Origin of the sequence: Scardovia wiggsiae (assembly GCF_051045985.1) — a bacterium.
Lineage (GTDB): Bacteria > Actinomycetota > Actinomycetes > Actinomycetales > Bifidobacteriaceae > Scardovia > Scardovia wiggsiae.
The window spans coordinates 1,241,537-1,258,900 of the sequence record NZ_CP157350.1 but is presented as its reverse complement, the minus strand read 5'-3'; the positions used below and the strand labels follow the sequence as shown (position 1 = coordinate 1,258,900).

At 53.9% G+C, this 17,364-nt stretch carries 13 protein-coding genes; 12 read left to right on the top strand and 1 reads right to left on the bottom strand.

Annotated elements, in window-relative coordinates; translation table 11 throughout:
* The 12 genes from ABKA16_RS05350 (at nt 1) to ABKA16_RS05295 (ending at nt 16,636) form a co-directional block, all read left to right on the top strand.
* Nucleotides 1–1,929, top strand: coding sequence for an ABC transporter ATP-binding protein (locus ABKA16_RS05350; protein WP_381000282.1), 1,929 nt, complete (start codon nt 1–3; stop codon nt 1,927–1,929).
* Nucleotides 1,922–3,664, top strand: coding sequence for an ABC transporter ATP-binding protein (locus ABKA16_RS05345; RefSeq protein ID WP_381000284.1), 1,743 nt, complete (start codon nt 1,922–1,924; stop codon nt 3,662–3,664). Before ABKA16_RS05350 ends, ABKA16_RS05345 begins: the two co-directional genes overlap by 8 nt.
* A gap of 195 nt (nt 3,665–3,859) precedes the next feature.
* Nucleotides 3,860–4,996, top strand: a complete 1,137-nt coding sequence (locus tag ABKA16_RS05340) for an alpha/beta hydrolase (RefSeq protein ID WP_381000286.1) — start codon at nt 3,860–3,862, stop codon at nt 4,994–4,996.
* 225 nt (nt 4,997–5,221) lie between these two features.
* Entirely contained in the window at nt 5,222–5,998 is a 777-nt protein-coding gene (locus tag ABKA16_RS05335; protein WP_381000288.1) for a YggS family pyridoxal phosphate-dependent enzyme, read from the top strand.
* 89 nt (nt 5,999–6,087) lie between these two features.
* Entirely contained in the window at nt 6,088–6,891 is an 804-nt protein-coding gene (locus ABKA16_RS05330; protein WP_381000290.1) for a fumarylacetoacetate hydrolase family protein, read from the top strand.
* A 37-nt stretch (nt 6,892–6,928) separates the two neighbouring features.
* Nucleotides 6,929–8,086, top strand: coding sequence for a homoserine dehydrogenase (locus ABKA16_RS05325; RefSeq protein WP_381000292.1), 1,158 nt, complete (start codon nt 6,929–6,931; stop codon nt 8,084–8,086).
* Nucleotides 8,087–8,099: 13 nt separating this feature from the next.
* A complete protein-coding gene (locus ABKA16_RS05320) occupies nt 8,100–9,275 on the top strand; it encodes a homoserine kinase (protein ID WP_381000294.1) in 1,176 nt (391 codons plus the stop codon).
* Between the two features lie 131 nt (nt 9,276–9,406).
* Entirely contained in the window at nt 9,407–10,825 is a 1,419-nt protein-coding gene (locus ABKA16_RS05315) for a Maf family protein (protein ID WP_409349291.1), read from the top strand.
* Entirely contained in the window at nt 10,822–11,166 is a 345-nt protein-coding gene (locus tag ABKA16_RS05310) for an MGMT family protein (protein ID WP_007148266.1), read from the top strand. Before ABKA16_RS05315 ends, ABKA16_RS05310 begins: the two co-directional genes overlap by 4 nt.
* A 199-nt stretch (nt 11,167–11,365) precedes the next feature.
* Nucleotides 11,366–13,462, top strand: coding sequence for a type I pullulanase (pulA, locus tag ABKA16_RS05305; protein ID WP_381000298.1), 2,097 nt, complete (start codon nt 11,366–11,368; stop codon nt 13,460–13,462).
* 30 nt (nt 13,463–13,492) lie between these two features.
* Nucleotides 13,493–14,578, top strand: coding sequence for a YdcF family protein (locus ABKA16_RS05300; RefSeq protein ID WP_381000300.1), 1,086 nt, complete (start codon nt 13,493–13,495; stop codon nt 14,576–14,578).
* A 732-nt stretch (nt 14,579–15,310) separates the two neighbouring features.
* Nucleotides 15,311–16,636, top strand: a complete 1,326-nt coding sequence (locus ABKA16_RS05295; protein WP_381000302.1) for an FAD-containing oxidoreductase — start codon at nt 15,311–15,313, stop codon at nt 16,634–16,636.
* An 18-nt stretch (nt 16,637–16,654) separates the two neighbouring features.
* Here the strand turns inward: ABKA16_RS05295 and ABKA16_RS05290 are convergent, their stop codons facing one another.
* On the bottom strand, nt 16,655–17,359 hold the full coding sequence (locus ABKA16_RS05290) for a TetR/AcrR family transcriptional regulator (protein ID WP_381000304.1): 705 nt from the start codon (nt 17,357–17,359) through the stop codon (nt 16,655–16,657).
* Nucleotides 17,360–17,364 lie beyond the last annotated feature (5 nt).

Genomic DNA, 17,364 nt, shown 5'->3' with positions numbered 1-17,364 from the left:
ATGGCTGATACATCTATGAAAATAGCCGGGGGCAGCAGCGCAGGCCTTCCGCAGGGTACAGGCCTTCCGCAGGGCAAAAAGTCGGCTGCGGGATGGCTTATGTATTTTGCCGGGAAACATAAAATAATGTATAGCGCTTCTGTTTTTACAGCATTTCTGGGAGCATTGTGCGGACTGGCGCCGTACTTCATCATGGGGACCATGGTAGCTGAGCTGCTGCGCGGCAACCGAAATTATCCGTACTACCTGGCCATGTGCCTGTGGATGCTGGCCTTATGGTTGTGCAGGGTTATTTTCCATGAAATATCAACCGGGCTGTCGCATACAGCAACATTCAGCGTCCTTGCCGAGATCAGGCAGGAACTGTGCGATAAATTATACAGGCTTCCGCTGGGGTTTGTGGTGGAACGTTCGTCAGGCGAGCTCAAGAGCACTATTGTAGAGCGTGTTGACAGTATAGAGACCGCTCTGGCGCATATCCTGCCGGAATTTACGGCCAACCTGGCTGGCCCGCTGTGTGTTGTCATCTATATTTTTACCCTCGACTGGCGTATGGGGCTGGCCAGCCTGCTGACTATCCCTGTTGGGGCTGTGGCGTACGTAACCATGATGTCAGGGTATGAAGAGAAGTATAACAACACCATTGTGAAGACTAAGGCGCTCAATGACATTGCCGTTGAATATATCAATGGTGTCCAGGTCATCAAGGTTTTTGGCAAGGTGAGAAGTTCATACAGTAAGTTTGTACGTGCAGCCAGGGAAGGTGCAGACTGTTTTATCGGCTGGATGCGCAGCTGTATCACTTCTTCCAACATTTTTTATATTGCCCTTCCTGCAACGCTTATAGGCATCCTTCCCATCGGAGGCCTGCTGTACCGGACCGGCACTTTGCCCGCATCTGTTTTTATCCTTATCATTATTATGTCTTTCGGCATTATTACGCCGATCATGGCTTGTGTCGCCCATCTTGAAGATATTGCTAAAGTCGGTACGATAGTCGGTGAGGTGGCAGATATACTGGAACAGCCTGAATTGCAACGGCCGATTGAGCTGGATAAAGACGTAAAGGAAAAGCTGAAAGATGCATCTGTTTCGATAGAGCACGTCCATTTTTCGTACAACGACTGTGAAGTTCTCCATGATGTCAGTGCCCGGATGCCGCGGGGAAGCGTCAATGCCCTTGTAGGCCCTTCAGGAAGCGGGAAGTCAACGATTGCGAAACTTATCGCAGGCCTGTGGGATGTGAAAGACGGATCCATAAAAGTAGGGGGAGCAGATATCCGTGATATCCCGCTGAATGATTATAACAGGCTTATCGCATATGTTTCCCAGGATAATTACCTGTTCAATATGAGCGTCAGGGAGAACCTGCGCCTGGGCGACCCTGCCGCTTCAGATGAGCGCATAGAGCAGATAACACGGCTGTGCGGCTGCCATGATTTTATTATGGGGCTTGAGGACGGCTACGATACTGTTGTCGGGGATGCCGGCGGGCATCTGTCAGGAGGGGAGCGCCAGCGTATCGCCATTGCCAGGGCTATGCTTAAGGATGCGCCTATTGTGATCCTTGACGAAGCTACGGCGTACACCGATCCTGAGAATGAAGCGGTTATCCAGGCGGCGCTTGCCCGCCTTGTCCATGGTAAAACCGTTATTATGATTGCCCATCGGCTGTCGACCATCATGAATGCTGATCAGATATTCGTCGTAGAAGGCGGCCGCATCCGCGCCCAGGGAACCCACAACGAACTTCTGGCGGGCGACAGCCTGTACCGCGCAATGTGGCAGGCGCATATATCTGTCCATGATACCTACGATGACCCGTCTCCGGACGGCGGCGGCACGTCTGCTGCGGATGTCGGTACTGCAGCCGGAGGCAGCCTGCCTGATAATGGTCCGTCTGTTTTGGAAGGTGGTAAAAATGATTAAAACTATGCGTAAATTCTTTGCGTTCTGTTCCCCCGAAAACCGCAGGAAGTTTTATATCTCTATCGTGTACGGTGTCCTTCTATCCCTCCTAGAGGCCATGAAAATACCCGCAGCTTACATTATGATTGATGCGCTTGTTAAGGGCCAGGTCACTATTATTACCTGCCTTGTGAGCGGCGGGATAATACTGGCGAGCATCATCCTGTCGGTACTGGGGAAAAACCGCGACGTCATGCTGCAGTGTGAAGCCGGATACGGTACGTGTGCCGATAAGCGCATAGAGATCGCCGAGCATATGCGCTATATGCCTATGGGGTATTTCAACGATAATACATTGGGATATATTACATCGGTAGCTACGAATACCATGGAAAACCTTGCAGGCATTGCTACAAAAGTCATTATGATCATAACGCAGGGCCTGCTGACAACCGCCCTTATCATTGTGATGACTGTTTTCTTCGACTGGCGTGTGGCGCTTATCGCTGCCGCGGGCCTGCTGGTATTCCTCGCCGTCAATGCTCTTCTCCAGAGAAGTTCCGCCGGTATTGCAGAAGAAAAAGAGGATGCAGATACGCAGCTGGTATCTGAAGTGCTTGAATACGTCCAGGGCATGGGCGAGGTCAAAGCTTACTCGCTGTATACAGGTACGAACAGGAAACTGTCAGGATCCATCCGGAGGGCGCAGAAGGCGAGCGTTGCTATGGAGATGAGGTTCCTGCCTATTATGGGGCTCCAGTCATTCGTTACTAAGGCAACGGGTGTGTGCATGTCTGCAGCATCCGTCTACTGGTATATGAATTCTTCAATGTCATTAAGCATGTGCATTATGATGCTGGTCTGCTCGTTTATGTTCTTCTCCAGCCTGGACTCGGCAGGGAGCATGTCTGCGCTGATGAGAACTGTCAATATTGCGGTCGATAAGGCCAATGCGATACTCGCCGTTGAAACTCTGGATACCCGGGGGGATCAGATAACGCCGCCGGACCACACTATCGATATCAGCCATATACGCTTTGCTTACAGAGACCGCCCTGTTATCAATGATGTATCCCTGCATATCCCGGAAAATACAACGACCGCGATAGTCGGCCCCAGTGGGTCTGGTAAAACTACGCTATGCACGCTTATGGCACGGTTCTGGGATGTCAGCAGTGGGACGGTCACTCTCGGAGGCAGCGATATCAAAGATTATGATATGGATTCCCTGATGGCGAATTTCAGCTTCGTTTTCCAGAATGTATACCTTTTCGAGGATACTGTCGCCAATAATATCCGGTTTGGAAATCCTGATGCCCCGATGGATGAGGTCATTGCCGCAGCAAAGAAAGCCTGCTGCCATGACTTCATCATGGCCCTCCCACAGGGGTACGATACCGTTATAGGTGAAGGAGGCGCGTCACTGTCAGGAGGCGAAAGGCAGAGAGTATCCATTGCCCGGGCAATGATGAAAGATGCCCCTGTTGTGATCCTTGATGAAGCCACAGCCAATGTAGACCCGGAAAATGAGCAGGACCTCGTCCGCGCTGTAGAAGCGCTTACCCGCAACAAGACGATTATTATGATAGCCCACCGCCTTAAAACAGTACGTCATGCAGATAATATCGTTGTCCTTGATAAAGGGGAGGTCGTCCAGCAGGGTACGCATGAGCAGCTTATGGCGCAGGAAGGCGGAAACAATATTTATAAGAGGTTCATTGATGACAGGAAAGAGGCCGTGAACTGGAAGATATAAATATGTAGTGTTTCGGATCCCTGCGGCATTCCTTCTAGTGCCCGGTGCGTTTGTCGGGAAGAGGGAGAGGACAGTATTTAGCGGTTAGCTGTCCGGGCTGTTTTATATTACTGATCGGGCTGCTTTGCGTTACAATGGATATTTACCGTACTTACCGGAACAGCCATGCATCAGTACAGGGATCGGAGGCAGCAGATGAAAATATCATGCGCCCGTCGCTGTGCCCGGGCCGTCCTTGCTGCTGCACTATGCTGTGTGTCGGCTTCCTGCGGCGTGCAGCACAGCGGGCCTGCCCGGCGGGTTGCTTACAGTTCGCAAACCCAGGGGGACCGTTCGGCGAAAGCAGAAGAACGGGCCCGCGCTGCAGCCCGGGCACAGTACAACGCTCAGGCTGCACAGATCAATGGACGCAACCGTAAAAACCTCACAGGGGATATAACCTTCCGAGGGACGCCTTCCGGATATTCGCAGCAGGTGCCTGAAAGCCAGCGGGGGAGTGTAGAAAAGGTATCGTATACAGCGACGTATCAGGGCAAAACATATAACAAATCCGCCCTTGTCTATCTGCCGGCCGGCTATGGCACAAATACATGGCAGAAATATAACGTTATGTACATCCTCCACGGGTATGGCGGGGGCTTTACTGCATATCTCGGGGGCGAGGGGCGCAACGGTACTGCGGAGATCAAACTGCTGCTTGACCATATGGTTGCCGATAAGATTATCAACCCTGCGATCTTTGTGTTCCCTGAATACTATCCAGACCGCAGTTTCAAGACGGACAGCTACATCACTGACGGGCCGCTCGTCAAAGCATTTGTCCGGGATGAATTCACCAAAGCCCTTGTACCCGCTGTGGAAAGCCGTTACCGTACATATTTGCAGGCAACGGGCAGTGCAGCCCTGAAGGCTTCGCGCCCGCACCGCGCGTTCGGCGGGTTTTCTATGGGCGGTGCTGCTGCATGGTATGCATTCCAATATGGCCTCGCCTATATACAGTATTTCCTTCCTGCTGCGCAGAGCAGCTGGGCGTTATATCCGCATGGCGGGCTGACTGATTCTGGCGGGACAGCCCGTGCGCTCAGGGATGCGGCAGCTGCCCAGGGTATCGGGAAAGATGGTTTTACTATCGCAGGCGGCTCGGGGACAGCTGATATCACATCGCTGTATATGCGCCGGCAGGTAGATTCGATGAGGCGGTATCCGGACACTTTCACCGCAGCAAACCTTGAATTTGGTGTGGTTGCCGGTGCCGGGCACACCCGTGAGGCGCTGGTCAATGTGCTGTATAATAATCTGCCGTTCATGTTTGTCAATACGGATCCCAAGTAATAAGTAATATAAGGCTTTCAGGTGAGCTGGGATATGGCTCCAATGATATAAAACCTGCTCCTCGGCGCTCCATCACTGCTGCCGTGCAGCAGCTTTCTCTGTCTTTTTGGTAAGGGCCAGGCATCTGGCTCCCGCCACCCTGTTTGCGCAGCCAACCTCTTTGGAGGGAAGGGCAGGCAGGATCAGGGCTGAAGAAAGGCGCCGGCTGGCAGTAAGGTAAATACTATGACCGCATACATGGACCGCAAAGACCTGACGAACCGTGATATCCCGGCTGAACGCAGGCGTCAGATCACGGATAACGTCCGCACGGTACTCGATACCATTGCGGCCGCTGAGCAGCAGTCCGGCCGGCCGGAAGGCGCTGTCCGGCTCCTGGCGGCGGTAAAAACGCGCAATGTTGGGGAAATTATGGCTGCTGTGGATGCGGGCGTGCCCATGATAGGCGAAAACCGGCCGCAGGAAGCGGTAGCTGTAGGCGGTATCCTGGCGGAAGAATTCAGCCGCCGGGGGATTGCGGTCCCTTTCCATCTTATCGGCCAGCTGCAGAGCAATAAGATCAATAAAATACTTCCCTATGTAGATACGGTAGAGTCGGTTGATTCTGCAAAGCTTGCCGGAAAACTCTCGACCCGGGCAGCGGCGGCACAGAAGCATCTGGATATTTTCCTTGAAGTCAATGTGTCAGGTGAAGTGTCAAAATCAGGGTGTGCACCTGAGCGGGCACAGGATATCGCTGGAGAGATCGCAGGACTTCCGGGGCTTGCCCTTGTCGGGCTTATGGCTGTAGGCGCCCATGTTGATGACAGAGCCCAGGTCAGCAGAGGATATGAACGGCTCAGGGCTTTGCGTGACGCAGTTGCTGCCTCCGGCAGTGAGGGTACGGAAACGTGTACGCAGCTGTCAATGGGTATGAGCGGTGATTATCAGCTTGCCATAGCTGCCGGTGCAACTGTTGTCCGGCTTGGGACAGCTATTTTTGGCAAGCGCGCATATAAGTAAATATAAATAAAGTATAGAATTATAAACGAATATCAGTCCATATATATCAGCCGGCACTTGCGTTCGTGCGCTCCGGCTATCCTGTAACCATGAGGATCGCGCGTTTTAACCATGATGATACAGTGTCTTACGCTTTTGTCCAGAAAGACGATAATGACGGCAAAGATTATCTTGTCGAACTTGACGGATATCCCCTGGGTGCACAGCCGGTTTCGCCTACGGGACGGCGGTTTGCTGCCGATGGTGACGGCATACGGCTGCTGGCTCCTGTGATCCCGTCGAAAGTATATGGCCTGGCGAAGAATTATAAGGATCCGTCAGCAAACATAGCCGGCAGCGATGCTTCTGGGCAGTTTCCGGTTATTTTTACCAAACCGGCAACATCAGTGATAGGCCCGGATGACCCTATTGTCCTTCCTGCATTTTCCCGGAGTATGAATTACGAACCCGAGCTTGCCGTTGTCATAGGCCGGATCGCAAAAAATGTTTCTGCTGCGGATGCCATGTCTTATGTGCTGGGGTACACCTGCGTCAATGATGCGACCCTGCTTGATATCCAGGCTGAGGATCCGACATGGACCCGCGCGAAAGGATTTGATGCCTCATGCCCTCTCGGCCCATGGATCGAAACAGACATCAATTACGCGGATGCCCATATATCTTTCAGGCTCAACGGTAGGGAAATCCCGGAAGCAGAGGGGACTACTGCAAACCTGGTCTGCCCCATCCCTCAGCAGATCGCAGAGATATCACGGTTCTCCACGCTGCTTCCCGGGGATGTTATTATGACAGGAACCCCCTGTGCGTCCGGGACGGTGAAGCCGGGGGATGAAACAGTTGTAACGGTTGAGGGGATAGGATCCCTGCGCAATATTGTTGTGCAGGGGGACTAAGTCGTTAAGGCTGATTGAAAGTCACGGGAGGCCAGCTATGTCTTTTGCAGCAGCAATCGCGTCCGCACTTCCATCCGGATCCGATAGAGGGCACGGATCCGACGAGGGGTGCGGCGGCGCTATGCGTGTTGCCCTTCTAGGGGCGGGCACTGTCGGATCCCAGGTTGCGAAAATCCTCATCCAGCAGGGGGACCGCCTCGACAGGCGGATCGGTGCCCATCTGGAATTGACGGGTATCGCCTGCCGACATCCGGAGAAGGCCGCTTTCCCGTGGATCGACCGCAGCCTTCTGACTACAGATGCTGAAAGGCTGTGCGCCGAAGCAGATATCGTTATTGAACTGATAGGCGGGATAGAGCCCGCCCGTAGCCTGATACTCACTGCTTTTGACCATGGCGCATCAGTAGTCACGGCGAATAAAGCCCTTCTTGCACTGCATGGGGATAAGTTGTTCGCGGCTGCTGCCAGGCATGATGCTGATCTGTATTACGAAGCAGCGGTAGCGGGGGCCGTTCCCGTGGTGCGGGCATTGCGGCAGTCTCTTGCCGGGGACGCGGTAAAGCGAATTTTCGGTATCGTTAACGGGACAACGAATTACATCCTTGATGAAATGGCTGTGAAGGGGATAAGTTTTGATGAAGCCCTGCGGTCCGCTCAGGAGAAAGGTTTCGCTGAGGCTGACCCCGTGAATGATATTGACGGGTATGATTCGGCTGCAAAAGCTGCTATTATGGCCAGCCTGGCATTCCATCGGTATGTGTCCCAGAATGATGTAAACATATCAGGGATCCGCAGCATCACACAGGATGATATCAGGGATGCAGCAGATAAGGGGCGTGTGATAAAGCTCCTGGCAGCAGCTGAGCGGTCTGATGCCGGTATCCGGGCATATGTGCGCCCGGTGCTTGTGCCCGGCAGCCACCAGCTTGCGGGCGTCCGCGGGAGCTTCAATGCGGTCTGGGTAGAAGCAGAGGCAGCCGGGCAGCTGATGTTTTATGGGCGCGGGGCCGGTGGTGCCCCGACAGCTTCTGCGGTGGTCGGGGATCTTGTTACTGTTGCGGGCAACCGTCTCCAGGGCAAAGCTGACCCTTCCATCCCCCTGCATTCTAACGTGCCCGTACTGCCGGTGCCCGAAAACCGTTTTCGCCGGGGGGATGGGGCTTTCCCTCTGCTTGAGGATCTGGAACGTATCTGACAGAGGAGGCATAATGGCTATTTCATTCGACGCAGTATCAGTGTCAGTCCCCGCGACGACGGCAAACCTTGGTTCAGGCTTCGATTCCGCCGGCCTGGCCCTTGGCCTTTATGATGATGCGACTTTTGAGCTTCTCCCTTCTGCTGATGTTGAGGTGGATATCCACGGTGAGGGGGCTGATACTCTTCCGCGTGATTCGCATAACCTTATGGCCAAAGCTTTTTATGAGTCATGCGATACTTTTAATATCCCTCCGATGGGTATCCGCCTTGCTGCCAACAACCGTATCCCTCAGAAGCGGGGATTGGGATCATCTGCATCGGCTATAGTTTCCGGCGTGTGCGCTGCCGCAGCTTTTGGCGGGTATGATATAGCAGACAGGGATGTGCAGGATGCCGTTTTCTCCATCGCTTCACGCATAGAAGGGCACCCTGATAATGTTGCGCCTGCAGTCTACGGCGGGCTTACCCTGTCGTGGAAGTCCGGCTGTTCGGTAGGGTCGGATGCAGCCGGTCCCGCCTCTTTCCCTTCTTCTGCTGATCGGCCTGCGGGCAGCGGGATATCGGGTGTATCGGGCAGGTCAGGCAGTCCGGAGGCCGGGCCGTTTGGGGGCTATGGCCTGGACCCTGGCGATGCGGCGCGGGAAGGTAGCTCCCATACCGGCTCCTGCACAGGGCAGTTTTATTCAGTCCGCTATCCCGTCAGCAGCCAGATATCTGTGTATGTTTTTATCCCTGATTTTGAGCTGTCCACCGAAGAAGCACGTTCCGCGCTTCCCTTTTCTGTCCCGTTTTCTGATGCGGCGGCTAATCTTGGGCGTGCAGCCCTCCTGCCTTATGCACTGTCAGATGCGCCCGGCACTGGGGCATTATATCGCAGTGCAGGGGCTCCGGAGGAAGGCAGCAGCTGCGGAACGTCCATGTATCAGGTACTTTTTGATGCTACTGAGGACCGGCTCCATCAGCAGTACCGCGGCGGGCTGATGCCGGAATCATATGGGCTTGTAAAAGCATTGCGGACTCATGGGTTTGCGGCATGCATTTCGGGAGCGGGGCCTTGCGTGCTTGTCCTGGACCGGGGTGATGGGGAGGGCATCGCTGACATCGGGTTCAGTACAGTACAGCGGGACCGCTGGCGTATGCAGAAGATGTCCGTCGCCTCGCGCGGCGCAGTAGTCCGGACAGCATAAATCAGGTATGGGATATAGCATTGGGAGGTTTCGGCATGAAAGAAGACTGGGAAACCCGGGAAAATCAGGATATTAGGCACGGATCCGGCAGCAATACGGTGCCGAAGCCCGGGCAAGGGCTGCCCGGAAGGATTCCTGTACCGGTCATCCTTGCATCCCAGTCGCCATCCCGCAGGTCCCTGCTCCTTAATGCAGGGATACGCCCTGCTATCAGCGTTTCCCATGTTGATGAAGACGCAGCCCTGGATACTGCCGCGCAGGAGCTCGGGACCGGTCCGGGACAGATACCTGCGCCGCAGCGTGTGCAGATACTCGCTGATGCCAAAGCTTTCGCCGTCGTGCAGGTCTATTCGAATATCCATGCTGCTGTGCTCAGTTCAACGGGCGATATCGAATACTGCAGGCCGTTTGGCTCGGACGCGGCAGGAGGCTCCGGCAGTGATGCTTCCGGCCCGGTACTTACCCGGGAGACTCTGAAAAGCTATCTGGATGCGCATCCCGGGCTTGCCGCTTCTGCAGCCCTGTATGGCGCAGGACCGGTCGTTATTGGTTCGGATTCCCTTTTTGAAATCAGCGGGGATATTTACGGCAAGCCGCATACCCCTGAAACAGCAAGGCTCCGGCTTCAACAGATGCGGGGTGCCGGCGGTGTGCTGTGGACGGGGCACACTGTTACTGATCTGTTTACGGGCAAAGTGCAGCGCGCCGTCAGCAAGTCTGCCGTCCATTTTGCGGATTATACGGATGATGATATAGACAGCTATATTGCTACGGGGGAACCGCTGGAAGTTGCCGGATGCTTCACTCTGGAAGGGATAGGGTCGGCGTTTATCAGTTCCGTTGAGGGAAGTCCCAGCGGGGTGATGGGCCTGAGCATCCCCCACGTGAAAAAGCTTGTCAACAGCCTCGGGCTGGAATGGCGGGACCTGTGGAATATGGCGAAAAGCCGGAGTGCGCAGGAACAGGGGTCCCGCGATTATCTGAGCGGGCAGGACCGGCGTGCTGCTGCAGAAGTCCCTGACGATAATATTACTCAACCGGGTGATGGCTGGATACCCTGTGTGTGCGGCCACAAACACTGGGGGCTCAATGGCGCTGCGGGGGTCATGCTTGTGCGTACCGACCCCGGTACCGGCAGGCCGACGCATATCGTTATGCAGCATCGTGCAGCGTGGAGTGCTGAAGGCGGGACATGGGGCATCCCCGGCGGCGCTTTGTCCGACGGTGAGAATGCTGTGGAAGGGGCCCTCCGTGAAAGCTGGGAAGAAGCAGGCATCCCGGCCGGCGATATCCAGGTCATAGGCGCGTATTGCGAAGACCATGGCCCGTGGAGCTATACCACTGTTATTGCGCGCGAAAAACCAGGCTGCCGGGTGGAGCCTTATACCCGTGATGATGAAAGCAGCGAGATCCTATGGATCCCTGTTGATAAAATCCCTGATATCAGGCTCCTCTCAGCATTCAGGCATGACTGGCCCTATTTCTCACAGCTTATCGGCCGGCTGACAGCTGAAGGTACCCATACAGATACACGTGAGGCAGGCGAATGAGCGGGGTTTTTAATGAGCGCGTGTATAAAGAGGTCATGAAGATACCGCGCGGGAAAGTTGCTACATATGGCCAGATTGCTGCGCTGGCGGGTAAGCCGAGAAATGCGCGTGCTGTCGGTTATGCCCTCCACGCGAATCCCCGGCAGGGTGTGGTCCCATGCCACAGGGTAGTGTTCCGGGACGGCTCCCTGGCGCCGGGCTTTGCTTTCGGCGGCCCTGAGGAACAACGCGAACTGCTTGAAAATGAAGGTGTCCGGTTTATCCCTCCTGCAGAAGGCAAGCCTAATGCCGGGGCAGAAGGATGGCGCGTAGATCTGGACCAGTGCCAGTGGGAAGCATAACAGCCTCTGCTTATCCCCGATGCAAGCGCAGCGCGGGGCGGCATCCGGCCGGTATCTGCGCAATCAGCCGCAATAAAATCTGTATCAGGCCGTAATACTTCTGGAAAACTCCTCACAGGGCTGAAAACGCATGGGTATAGCGTATAGTTTTACTCACAGGTTTAATTGGAGTTTAGGTTTTCATAGAGACAGTAAGATCATGGAGCGTATAGATATGCCCGTATCCGCAGATGATATGGCAATCAGCCGTATCGAAGAAGCAGCAGAAACACCTTATCAGGCAGAGCTTTTGGCCGAGGCGGTCAAAGGGAGGTTCGGCAGGGCTTTCGACAATAATTTTTCTTATTATGGACGGCTTGGTTACTCATATAAGAAGCTCGGGACCTCTTTTGCGCTGTGGGCTCCAACCGCGTACCGTGTAACGCTCAACCTATATCCGTCTGAAACTGTATCCTTCCCTGCGCGAACAGTGGAAATGTCCCGCACTGGCCGCGGCGTATGGCGGGCTTACGTGGATGGCGACCTTAACAGCACAGTATATGACTTCAGTCTTGAGTTTTTTGATGGAAGGCATACTTTGTCGCCGGACCCCTACGCCCGTGCTGCTGTTGTTAACGGGCAGAAATCTGTAGTCTTATCCCCGGAGTCAATGGCCCCTGGCGGGTTCCCGTCCCATCCGCGGGAAACCTCCCTCCGCGCCGCAAGATCCATACCTTCTGCAGCTTGCCGGGAAGACACCATCGTTGAAATGCATATCAGGGATTTCACTATATCGGAAACGTCAGGCGTGACCCCATCCCTGCGCGGCACATTCCTGGGCGCTGCAGAACCCGGTACGCGGACCCCTAATGGAAGCCCGACAGGATTTGATTACCTGAAATCCCAAGGTATCCGCTATGTCCAGATACTCCCTATGTATGATTTTGGGAGCATAGATGAAGCCCGGCAGCATCGCAGGTTTGGCAGCCAGTATAACTGGGGCTATGATCCGGTCAATTATAATGTTCCGGAAGGTTCGTATTCCAGTGACCCGTTTGATCCGCGCGCTCGCATCGTTGAGATGAAAAAAATGGTCAATACTTTCCAGAAGGCCGGGATCCGCGTGATCATGGACGTGGTGTACAACCATGTGTACAACGCTGATATGCATCCTTTCGGCCTTACTGTACCCGGTTATTTCTTCCGTACAAACAGTGACGGCACTATGGCTGACGGGACCGGCTGCGGCAATGATGTGGCATCGGAGCGTGCAATGGCCCGTAAGTATATTGTTGATTCTGTGCTTTACTGGGCCAGGGAATACCATCTTGACGGCTTCCGTTTTGACCTTATGGGGAACCTCGACATTGATACCATGAACGCAGTCCGTAAAAGCCTCAGCAGCATTGACCCCACCATAATCGTGCTGGGAGAGGGCTGGGACCTCAATACGCCTCTTGCCGCGGACCGCAAGGCTACGCAGGGTAACGCCCGGACACTTGAAGGGGTATCATTTTTCAATGATACTTTGCGGGATGCAATCAAAGGGGATACATTCAACTCCCATTCACGAGGATTCGCTGCCGGACGTGAGGGTGCTGAAAAAGTTATCGCCAGCGAAATGCTGGGCGGGTATTATAAGCCGCATTATTTCCGTGATGCCTCCCAGCGTGTGCAGTATGTGGAAGTCCATGATAATTACACCCTTTTTGACAAGCTGCAGCTGAGTATGCCGCAGGAAGATATATTCCGGCTGCATAGGCGCTGCGACCTTGCAACATCGATGGTGCTCCTGTCTCTGGGGATCCCCGAGATCCAGCTTGGCCAGGAATTCCTGCGCACAAAGGACGGTGTCGGGAACAGCTACAGTTCTCCGGATACCATCAATTCCGTTGACTGGCTGCGGGCCGAAAAATTCCGCAGCAGCGTAGAATATATCCGCGGACTGATCAGTTTCCGCCGGAGCTGCCCTTATTTCCGCATGACGGATTACGGCGAGATAGCCAAACATGCCCGCATCCTCAAGCAGGATGAGGGTGTTGTAGCACTGGGGTTTTTTGACAGCACAGGGAAGTATGATTCGTACGTCCTTGCTTTTAATGCAAGTGATGAGCGCAGGCGCATCCCCGGCATTGAGTCCGGCGCATGGCAGATCGTAGCAAGCGGGGGAAAGGTATGGGGTTCCGGATCTGCGCCGCATATCCCCCCTGCGGGAAGGTATTATCTTAATATAGATAATACCTGTATTGCAGAGCCCCTGGATACGCTGATCCTGCGGTCGGCTTTCAAAGCGGCTCGCGGCAAGGGCAGGAAGTAAGATTTTCCCAGGCCGGCAGAATGGGGTGATATGGGCATAGCAGTAACTGTCTGGTGCATTATCGGTGCAGCATTCATTGCAGCATTCATCGCCATGTCTTTCATTGAGCGGCGTACGCCGTTCTACGGATTTTTTGCTGCATCAGTACTGGGGGTAGTACTGTTGGTATACAGTATTGTGCTTCTCAATTATGATCCCCGCAGTCCCTGGATCAACCCGGTGAGAATTCTTTTCGTCATACTGGTCATAGCTGTATCCATTGGACCTGCAGCTGTGGGGATCACATGTATTATTTCAGGGATAAGGCTGATCCGGAGAGAAGGGGCAAACTGGCATAATTTTCTTTCCATAGGGCTTGGCGTGGCAATTGGCGCAGATTTTGCCCTGATATTTGCGCTGCCCCAGTTAAGGGGCTGGCTTGCTGAAAAAAGGTGGCTGGCTTTTATCCTTAGCGGTTTTGAAATTGTCAGTTTTTATGTAGTCATGGTCGTCATCTCATATCTGATTACTTTATGGCTCAACAGCATCAACATCCCCACACATAAGCTTGACTATATTATTATCCTGGGGTGCGGTGTGATAGGCGGCGCGGTCCCGCCGCTTCTGGAATCCAGGATCAGGAAAGGCATCGCAGTATTTGAGAGTAATCCGCACAGCATACTTGTGATGTCAGGCGGCCGCGGCCCGGGGGAAGATATTGCTGAGGCGGAAGCCATGCAGAAGTGGGCTGCAGCCCATAATGTTGATCCTGCGCGCATACTGGTGGAGAACAGGTCGAGGAATACGCAGCAGAATATCAGGTTTTCCAAAAAGCTTATCAGCGAAGACGCTGCAATAAGGTATCCGGGGAAACAGCTGGATCCAGGCGCGAGGCGCCATACGAAGATCCGGGTTGCCGTGGTCACCAGCAGATACCATTTGCTGCGCGGGCTGCTTTTGGCGAAGGATGAGCATCTGGACTGCATTGGTTATGGGGCGCGTACCAGGCTGTATTTCTCCATAAATGCTTTTGTGCGCGAATTTGTGGGGTATCTGAGTATCCATAAAAAATTCCATCTGATCACAGTATCTGCACTGGTGCTTCTTTATGCAGCGTTCCTGCTGATTTCCATGTAAGGGCCCTGATAATTTTCTCATATTGGCTGTTGGCTATTTGCTGCTGGCTATCTGTTATTGTGCCGTTGCTGTACGTTCTATATATCAGGATCACGTGTTTATCCGTTTTGTGTTTTCTTTCTTTTCGATGCTGGCCGTTATCTGGCTGGGGAGGCTATATGCGTGGCTGTTTTCAGCGGGACCGCATTCACAGGAAAATTTAAGGGAATTGAGGATAATAGAAGTATCAGACCCCCAGTCTGATGTAAGAAATTATACGCACCGACCCTCTTTGTTTTACTCTCTTATGGTGCGTTTGGCCCTTCTGTCTGGATAACAGCCAGAAGGGCTTTTTATTTATGTCAAGTAGAGCCTGATTTATACAGAGCAGTTCCCTCAGCCCTTATGCTTCTGCGAAGCTATAGTCCCAGGCAGGCTCTTGGCGCCCAATGGTCCATAGGACTGCTGGCCAGATCCCTCTCCATATTTCTGCACCTCTGTGGTCTGCTTCCTGGCCTTCTGGTGGTAAAACACGCAGATACAAACTCGATTTTCCCGGTTTTCTGCAATTTCCATTTTTGTATCTGCGTGTTTTACCACCAGGGTCCTTGTGGCTTAAAACGGCAGGCCTCAATTTCGGCGGCAGCGAACACTGCAATATATGCTGTGCCGGGAAAGTTGACTGTATTGCGGCATTTCGCCCGGTACTGATAAAACCAGCTACTGATAAAACCATGGAAAGGTACTTGTGCTATGCGTGAATACGACCTCATCGTCATAGGGTTTGGCAAAGCAGGTAAAACACTGGCTGCCAGACAGGCTGCGGCCGGCAAGAAGGTTGCCCTCATTGAAAAAAGCTCTGCGATGTATGGCGGGACGTGCATCAACATTGCCTGCATCCCGACTAAAACTATGCTTGTTGCTGCCGAGAAGGGGCTGGGGTTTGATGAGGTCATGGCTCAGAGGTCTGCTGTGGTTTCCCGGCTCAATAAGAAGAATTATGCCGCGGTATCCGGTACTGCTGACGTCATTGACGCACGGGCGCGGTTCGTATCCAACAAGGTAGTTGAGATCTCCGCAGGGGCAGATACGGAGCTGCTCACCGCTGCGGCTATCGTCATCAATACCGGCGCTGTCCCTGTGATACCAGATATCCCGGGGCTGGCAGGATCCGCGTATGCTTACGATTCCACTGGGATACAGGGCCTCAGCTCACGTCCCGGCAGGCTGGGGATCATCGGCGGAGGGCATATCGGCCTTGAGTTTGCAGGCATTTTCAATAAGCTTGGGACCGAGGTGACGGTGTTTGTTAACGGTCCCGGTATCCTCAGGGGGACTGAACCTGAAATCGCCGATCTCGCATATTCGTATATGAAGGAAGACGGGATCCGCTTTGAACTGGACTCCGCTGTTGCATCTGTGGAAGACTCACGGGGTGCCGCTGTGCTCTCAACCAGCAAAGGCGATTTTACGTTTGATGCAGTGCTTTATGCGGTCGGCCGGCGTCCTAATATTGACGGGCTCGGGCTTGAGACTACAGATATTGAACTGACTGACAGCGGGGCGATCAAAACTGACAGGTTCCTCCAGACAGCTGTTCCCGGGGTGTTTGCCGCTGGGGATGTCAATGGGGGTCCGCAGTTTACGTACATATCCCTTGATGATTCCCGGATAATCAACGCTTATCTCAGCCGGGCAGGGCAGGACGGGCAGACGTACAGCCTTGCTGACCGGAAGAATATCCCCACATCTACTTTTATTACCCCTCCGCTGGCACATATAGGCCTTACCGAAGCGCAGGCGCAGGGACAGGGGCTTGATTACAGGGCAAAAACGCTTCCTGTTGCATCTATGCCGCGCGCGCACGTCAATAATGATCTCAGGGGAATATTCAAAGTTATTATCAGCAGGGGAGACGGGCATATTCTTGGCGCAACGCTTTTCGGCAGCCAGGCGCATGAACTTATTAACCTCGTCAAGATGGCGATGGACAACAACATACCGGCAGAGTATCTCGCCAGCCAGGTATTCACCCATCCTACGATGGCTGAGAATTTCAACGATCTTTTTGCGGCCTGATGCAGGAGCTTAGGTAAGTTACACTGCGTCCCAGCCGTGCAGCAGGGCATTGAGGCCGGTCTCAAACAGGTGCGAGAAAGACCATCCGGCTGTATCCATGGGTTTCAGCAACTCTGTAAGGGTTTCCTTTTCACGCGGACCGGCAGCAGCGAGCATCCCGGCAAGGCCCTCATCTATGTCCTTTGCAGCGCCGCCCGCAGGAGGGGCGACTACAGCGGCAGCAACACCGCCCACGTACATAGTGACCATATTGATCATTCCGAGTGCATTGCCCGGCAGGGGGACTCCCAGATCGGCTATCTGTACCAGCAGCCGGGCGGCGGATTCGAATTCGTTCGCTGTACTCATCGGATGTGTCAGGACAAGGATAACTGCGTTGGGATGGCTGTGCAGGATGTCCATGAGGCAATGGGCATACAGGCTGAAAACCGTTTTCCAGTCCGTGTCCCCGGCAGTAAAGCTCCCCTCTGACAGGACGGATGTGCACCGGTCGAAAACCTCCTGCCAGATGATTTCTACAACCCCGTCCAGCAGGGCAGCCTTATCCGGGATATGGCGGTAAAAAGCAGCCTGGGAAACACCAAGCCGCTTGCCGAGCGTGCGGAGGGAAAGGGCGTCAAAACCTTTCTCATCAACGAGGGTGAGCGCCTCGCGGAGGATGCTTTCACGCGTCAGATGCCCGCGTTTTAAACCGCTGCCCTTTCTTTCCCCTGTACCGCCCATGTTGC

What these genes read in the sequence shown, in the direction of transcription:
- ABKA16_RS05350 (WP_381000282.1), top strand. Translation starts at nt 1, where the DNA reads ATGGCTGATACATCTATGAAAATAGCCGGGGGCAGCAGCGCAGGCCTT.
- ABKA16_RS05345 (WP_381000284.1), top strand. Translation starts at nt 1,922, where the DNA reads ATGATTAAAACTATGCGTAAATTCTTTGCGTTCTGTTCCCCCGAAAAC.
- ABKA16_RS05340 (WP_381000286.1), top strand. Translation starts at nt 3,860, where the DNA reads ATGAAAATATCATGCGCCCGTCGCTGTGCCCGGGCCGTCCTTGCTGCT.
- ABKA16_RS05335 (WP_381000288.1), top strand. Translation starts at nt 5,222, where the DNA reads ATGACCGCATACATGGACCGCAAAGACCTGACGAACCGTGATATCCCG.
- ABKA16_RS05330 (WP_381000290.1), top strand. Translation starts at nt 6,088, where the DNA reads ATGAGGATCGCGCGTTTTAACCATGATGATACAGTGTCTTACGCTTTT.
- ABKA16_RS05325 (WP_381000292.1), top strand. Translation starts at nt 6,929, where the DNA reads ATGTCTTTTGCAGCAGCAATCGCGTCCGCACTTCCATCCGGATCCGAT.
- ABKA16_RS05320 (WP_381000294.1), top strand. Translation starts at nt 8,100, where the DNA reads ATGGCTATTTCATTCGACGCAGTATCAGTGTCAGTCCCCGCGACGACG.
- ABKA16_RS05310 (WP_007148266.1), top strand. Translation starts at nt 10,822, where the DNA reads ATGAGCGGGGTTTTTAATGAGCGCGTGTATAAAGAGGTCATGAAGATA.
- pulA (WP_381000298.1), top strand. Translation starts at nt 11,366, where the DNA reads ATGGAGCGTATAGATATGCCCGTATCCGCAGATGATATGGCAATCAGC.
- ABKA16_RS05300 (WP_381000300.1), top strand. Translation starts at nt 13,493, where the DNA reads ATGGGCATAGCAGTAACTGTCTGGTGCATTATCGGTGCAGCATTCATT.
- ABKA16_RS05295 (WP_381000302.1), top strand. Translation starts at nt 15,311, where the DNA reads ATGCGTGAATACGACCTCATCGTCATAGGGTTTGGCAAAGCAGGTAAA.
- ABKA16_RS05290 (WP_381000304.1), bottom strand. Translation starts at nt 17,359, where the DNA reads ATGGGCGGTACAGGGGAAAGAAAGGGCAGCGGTTTAAAACGCGGGCAT.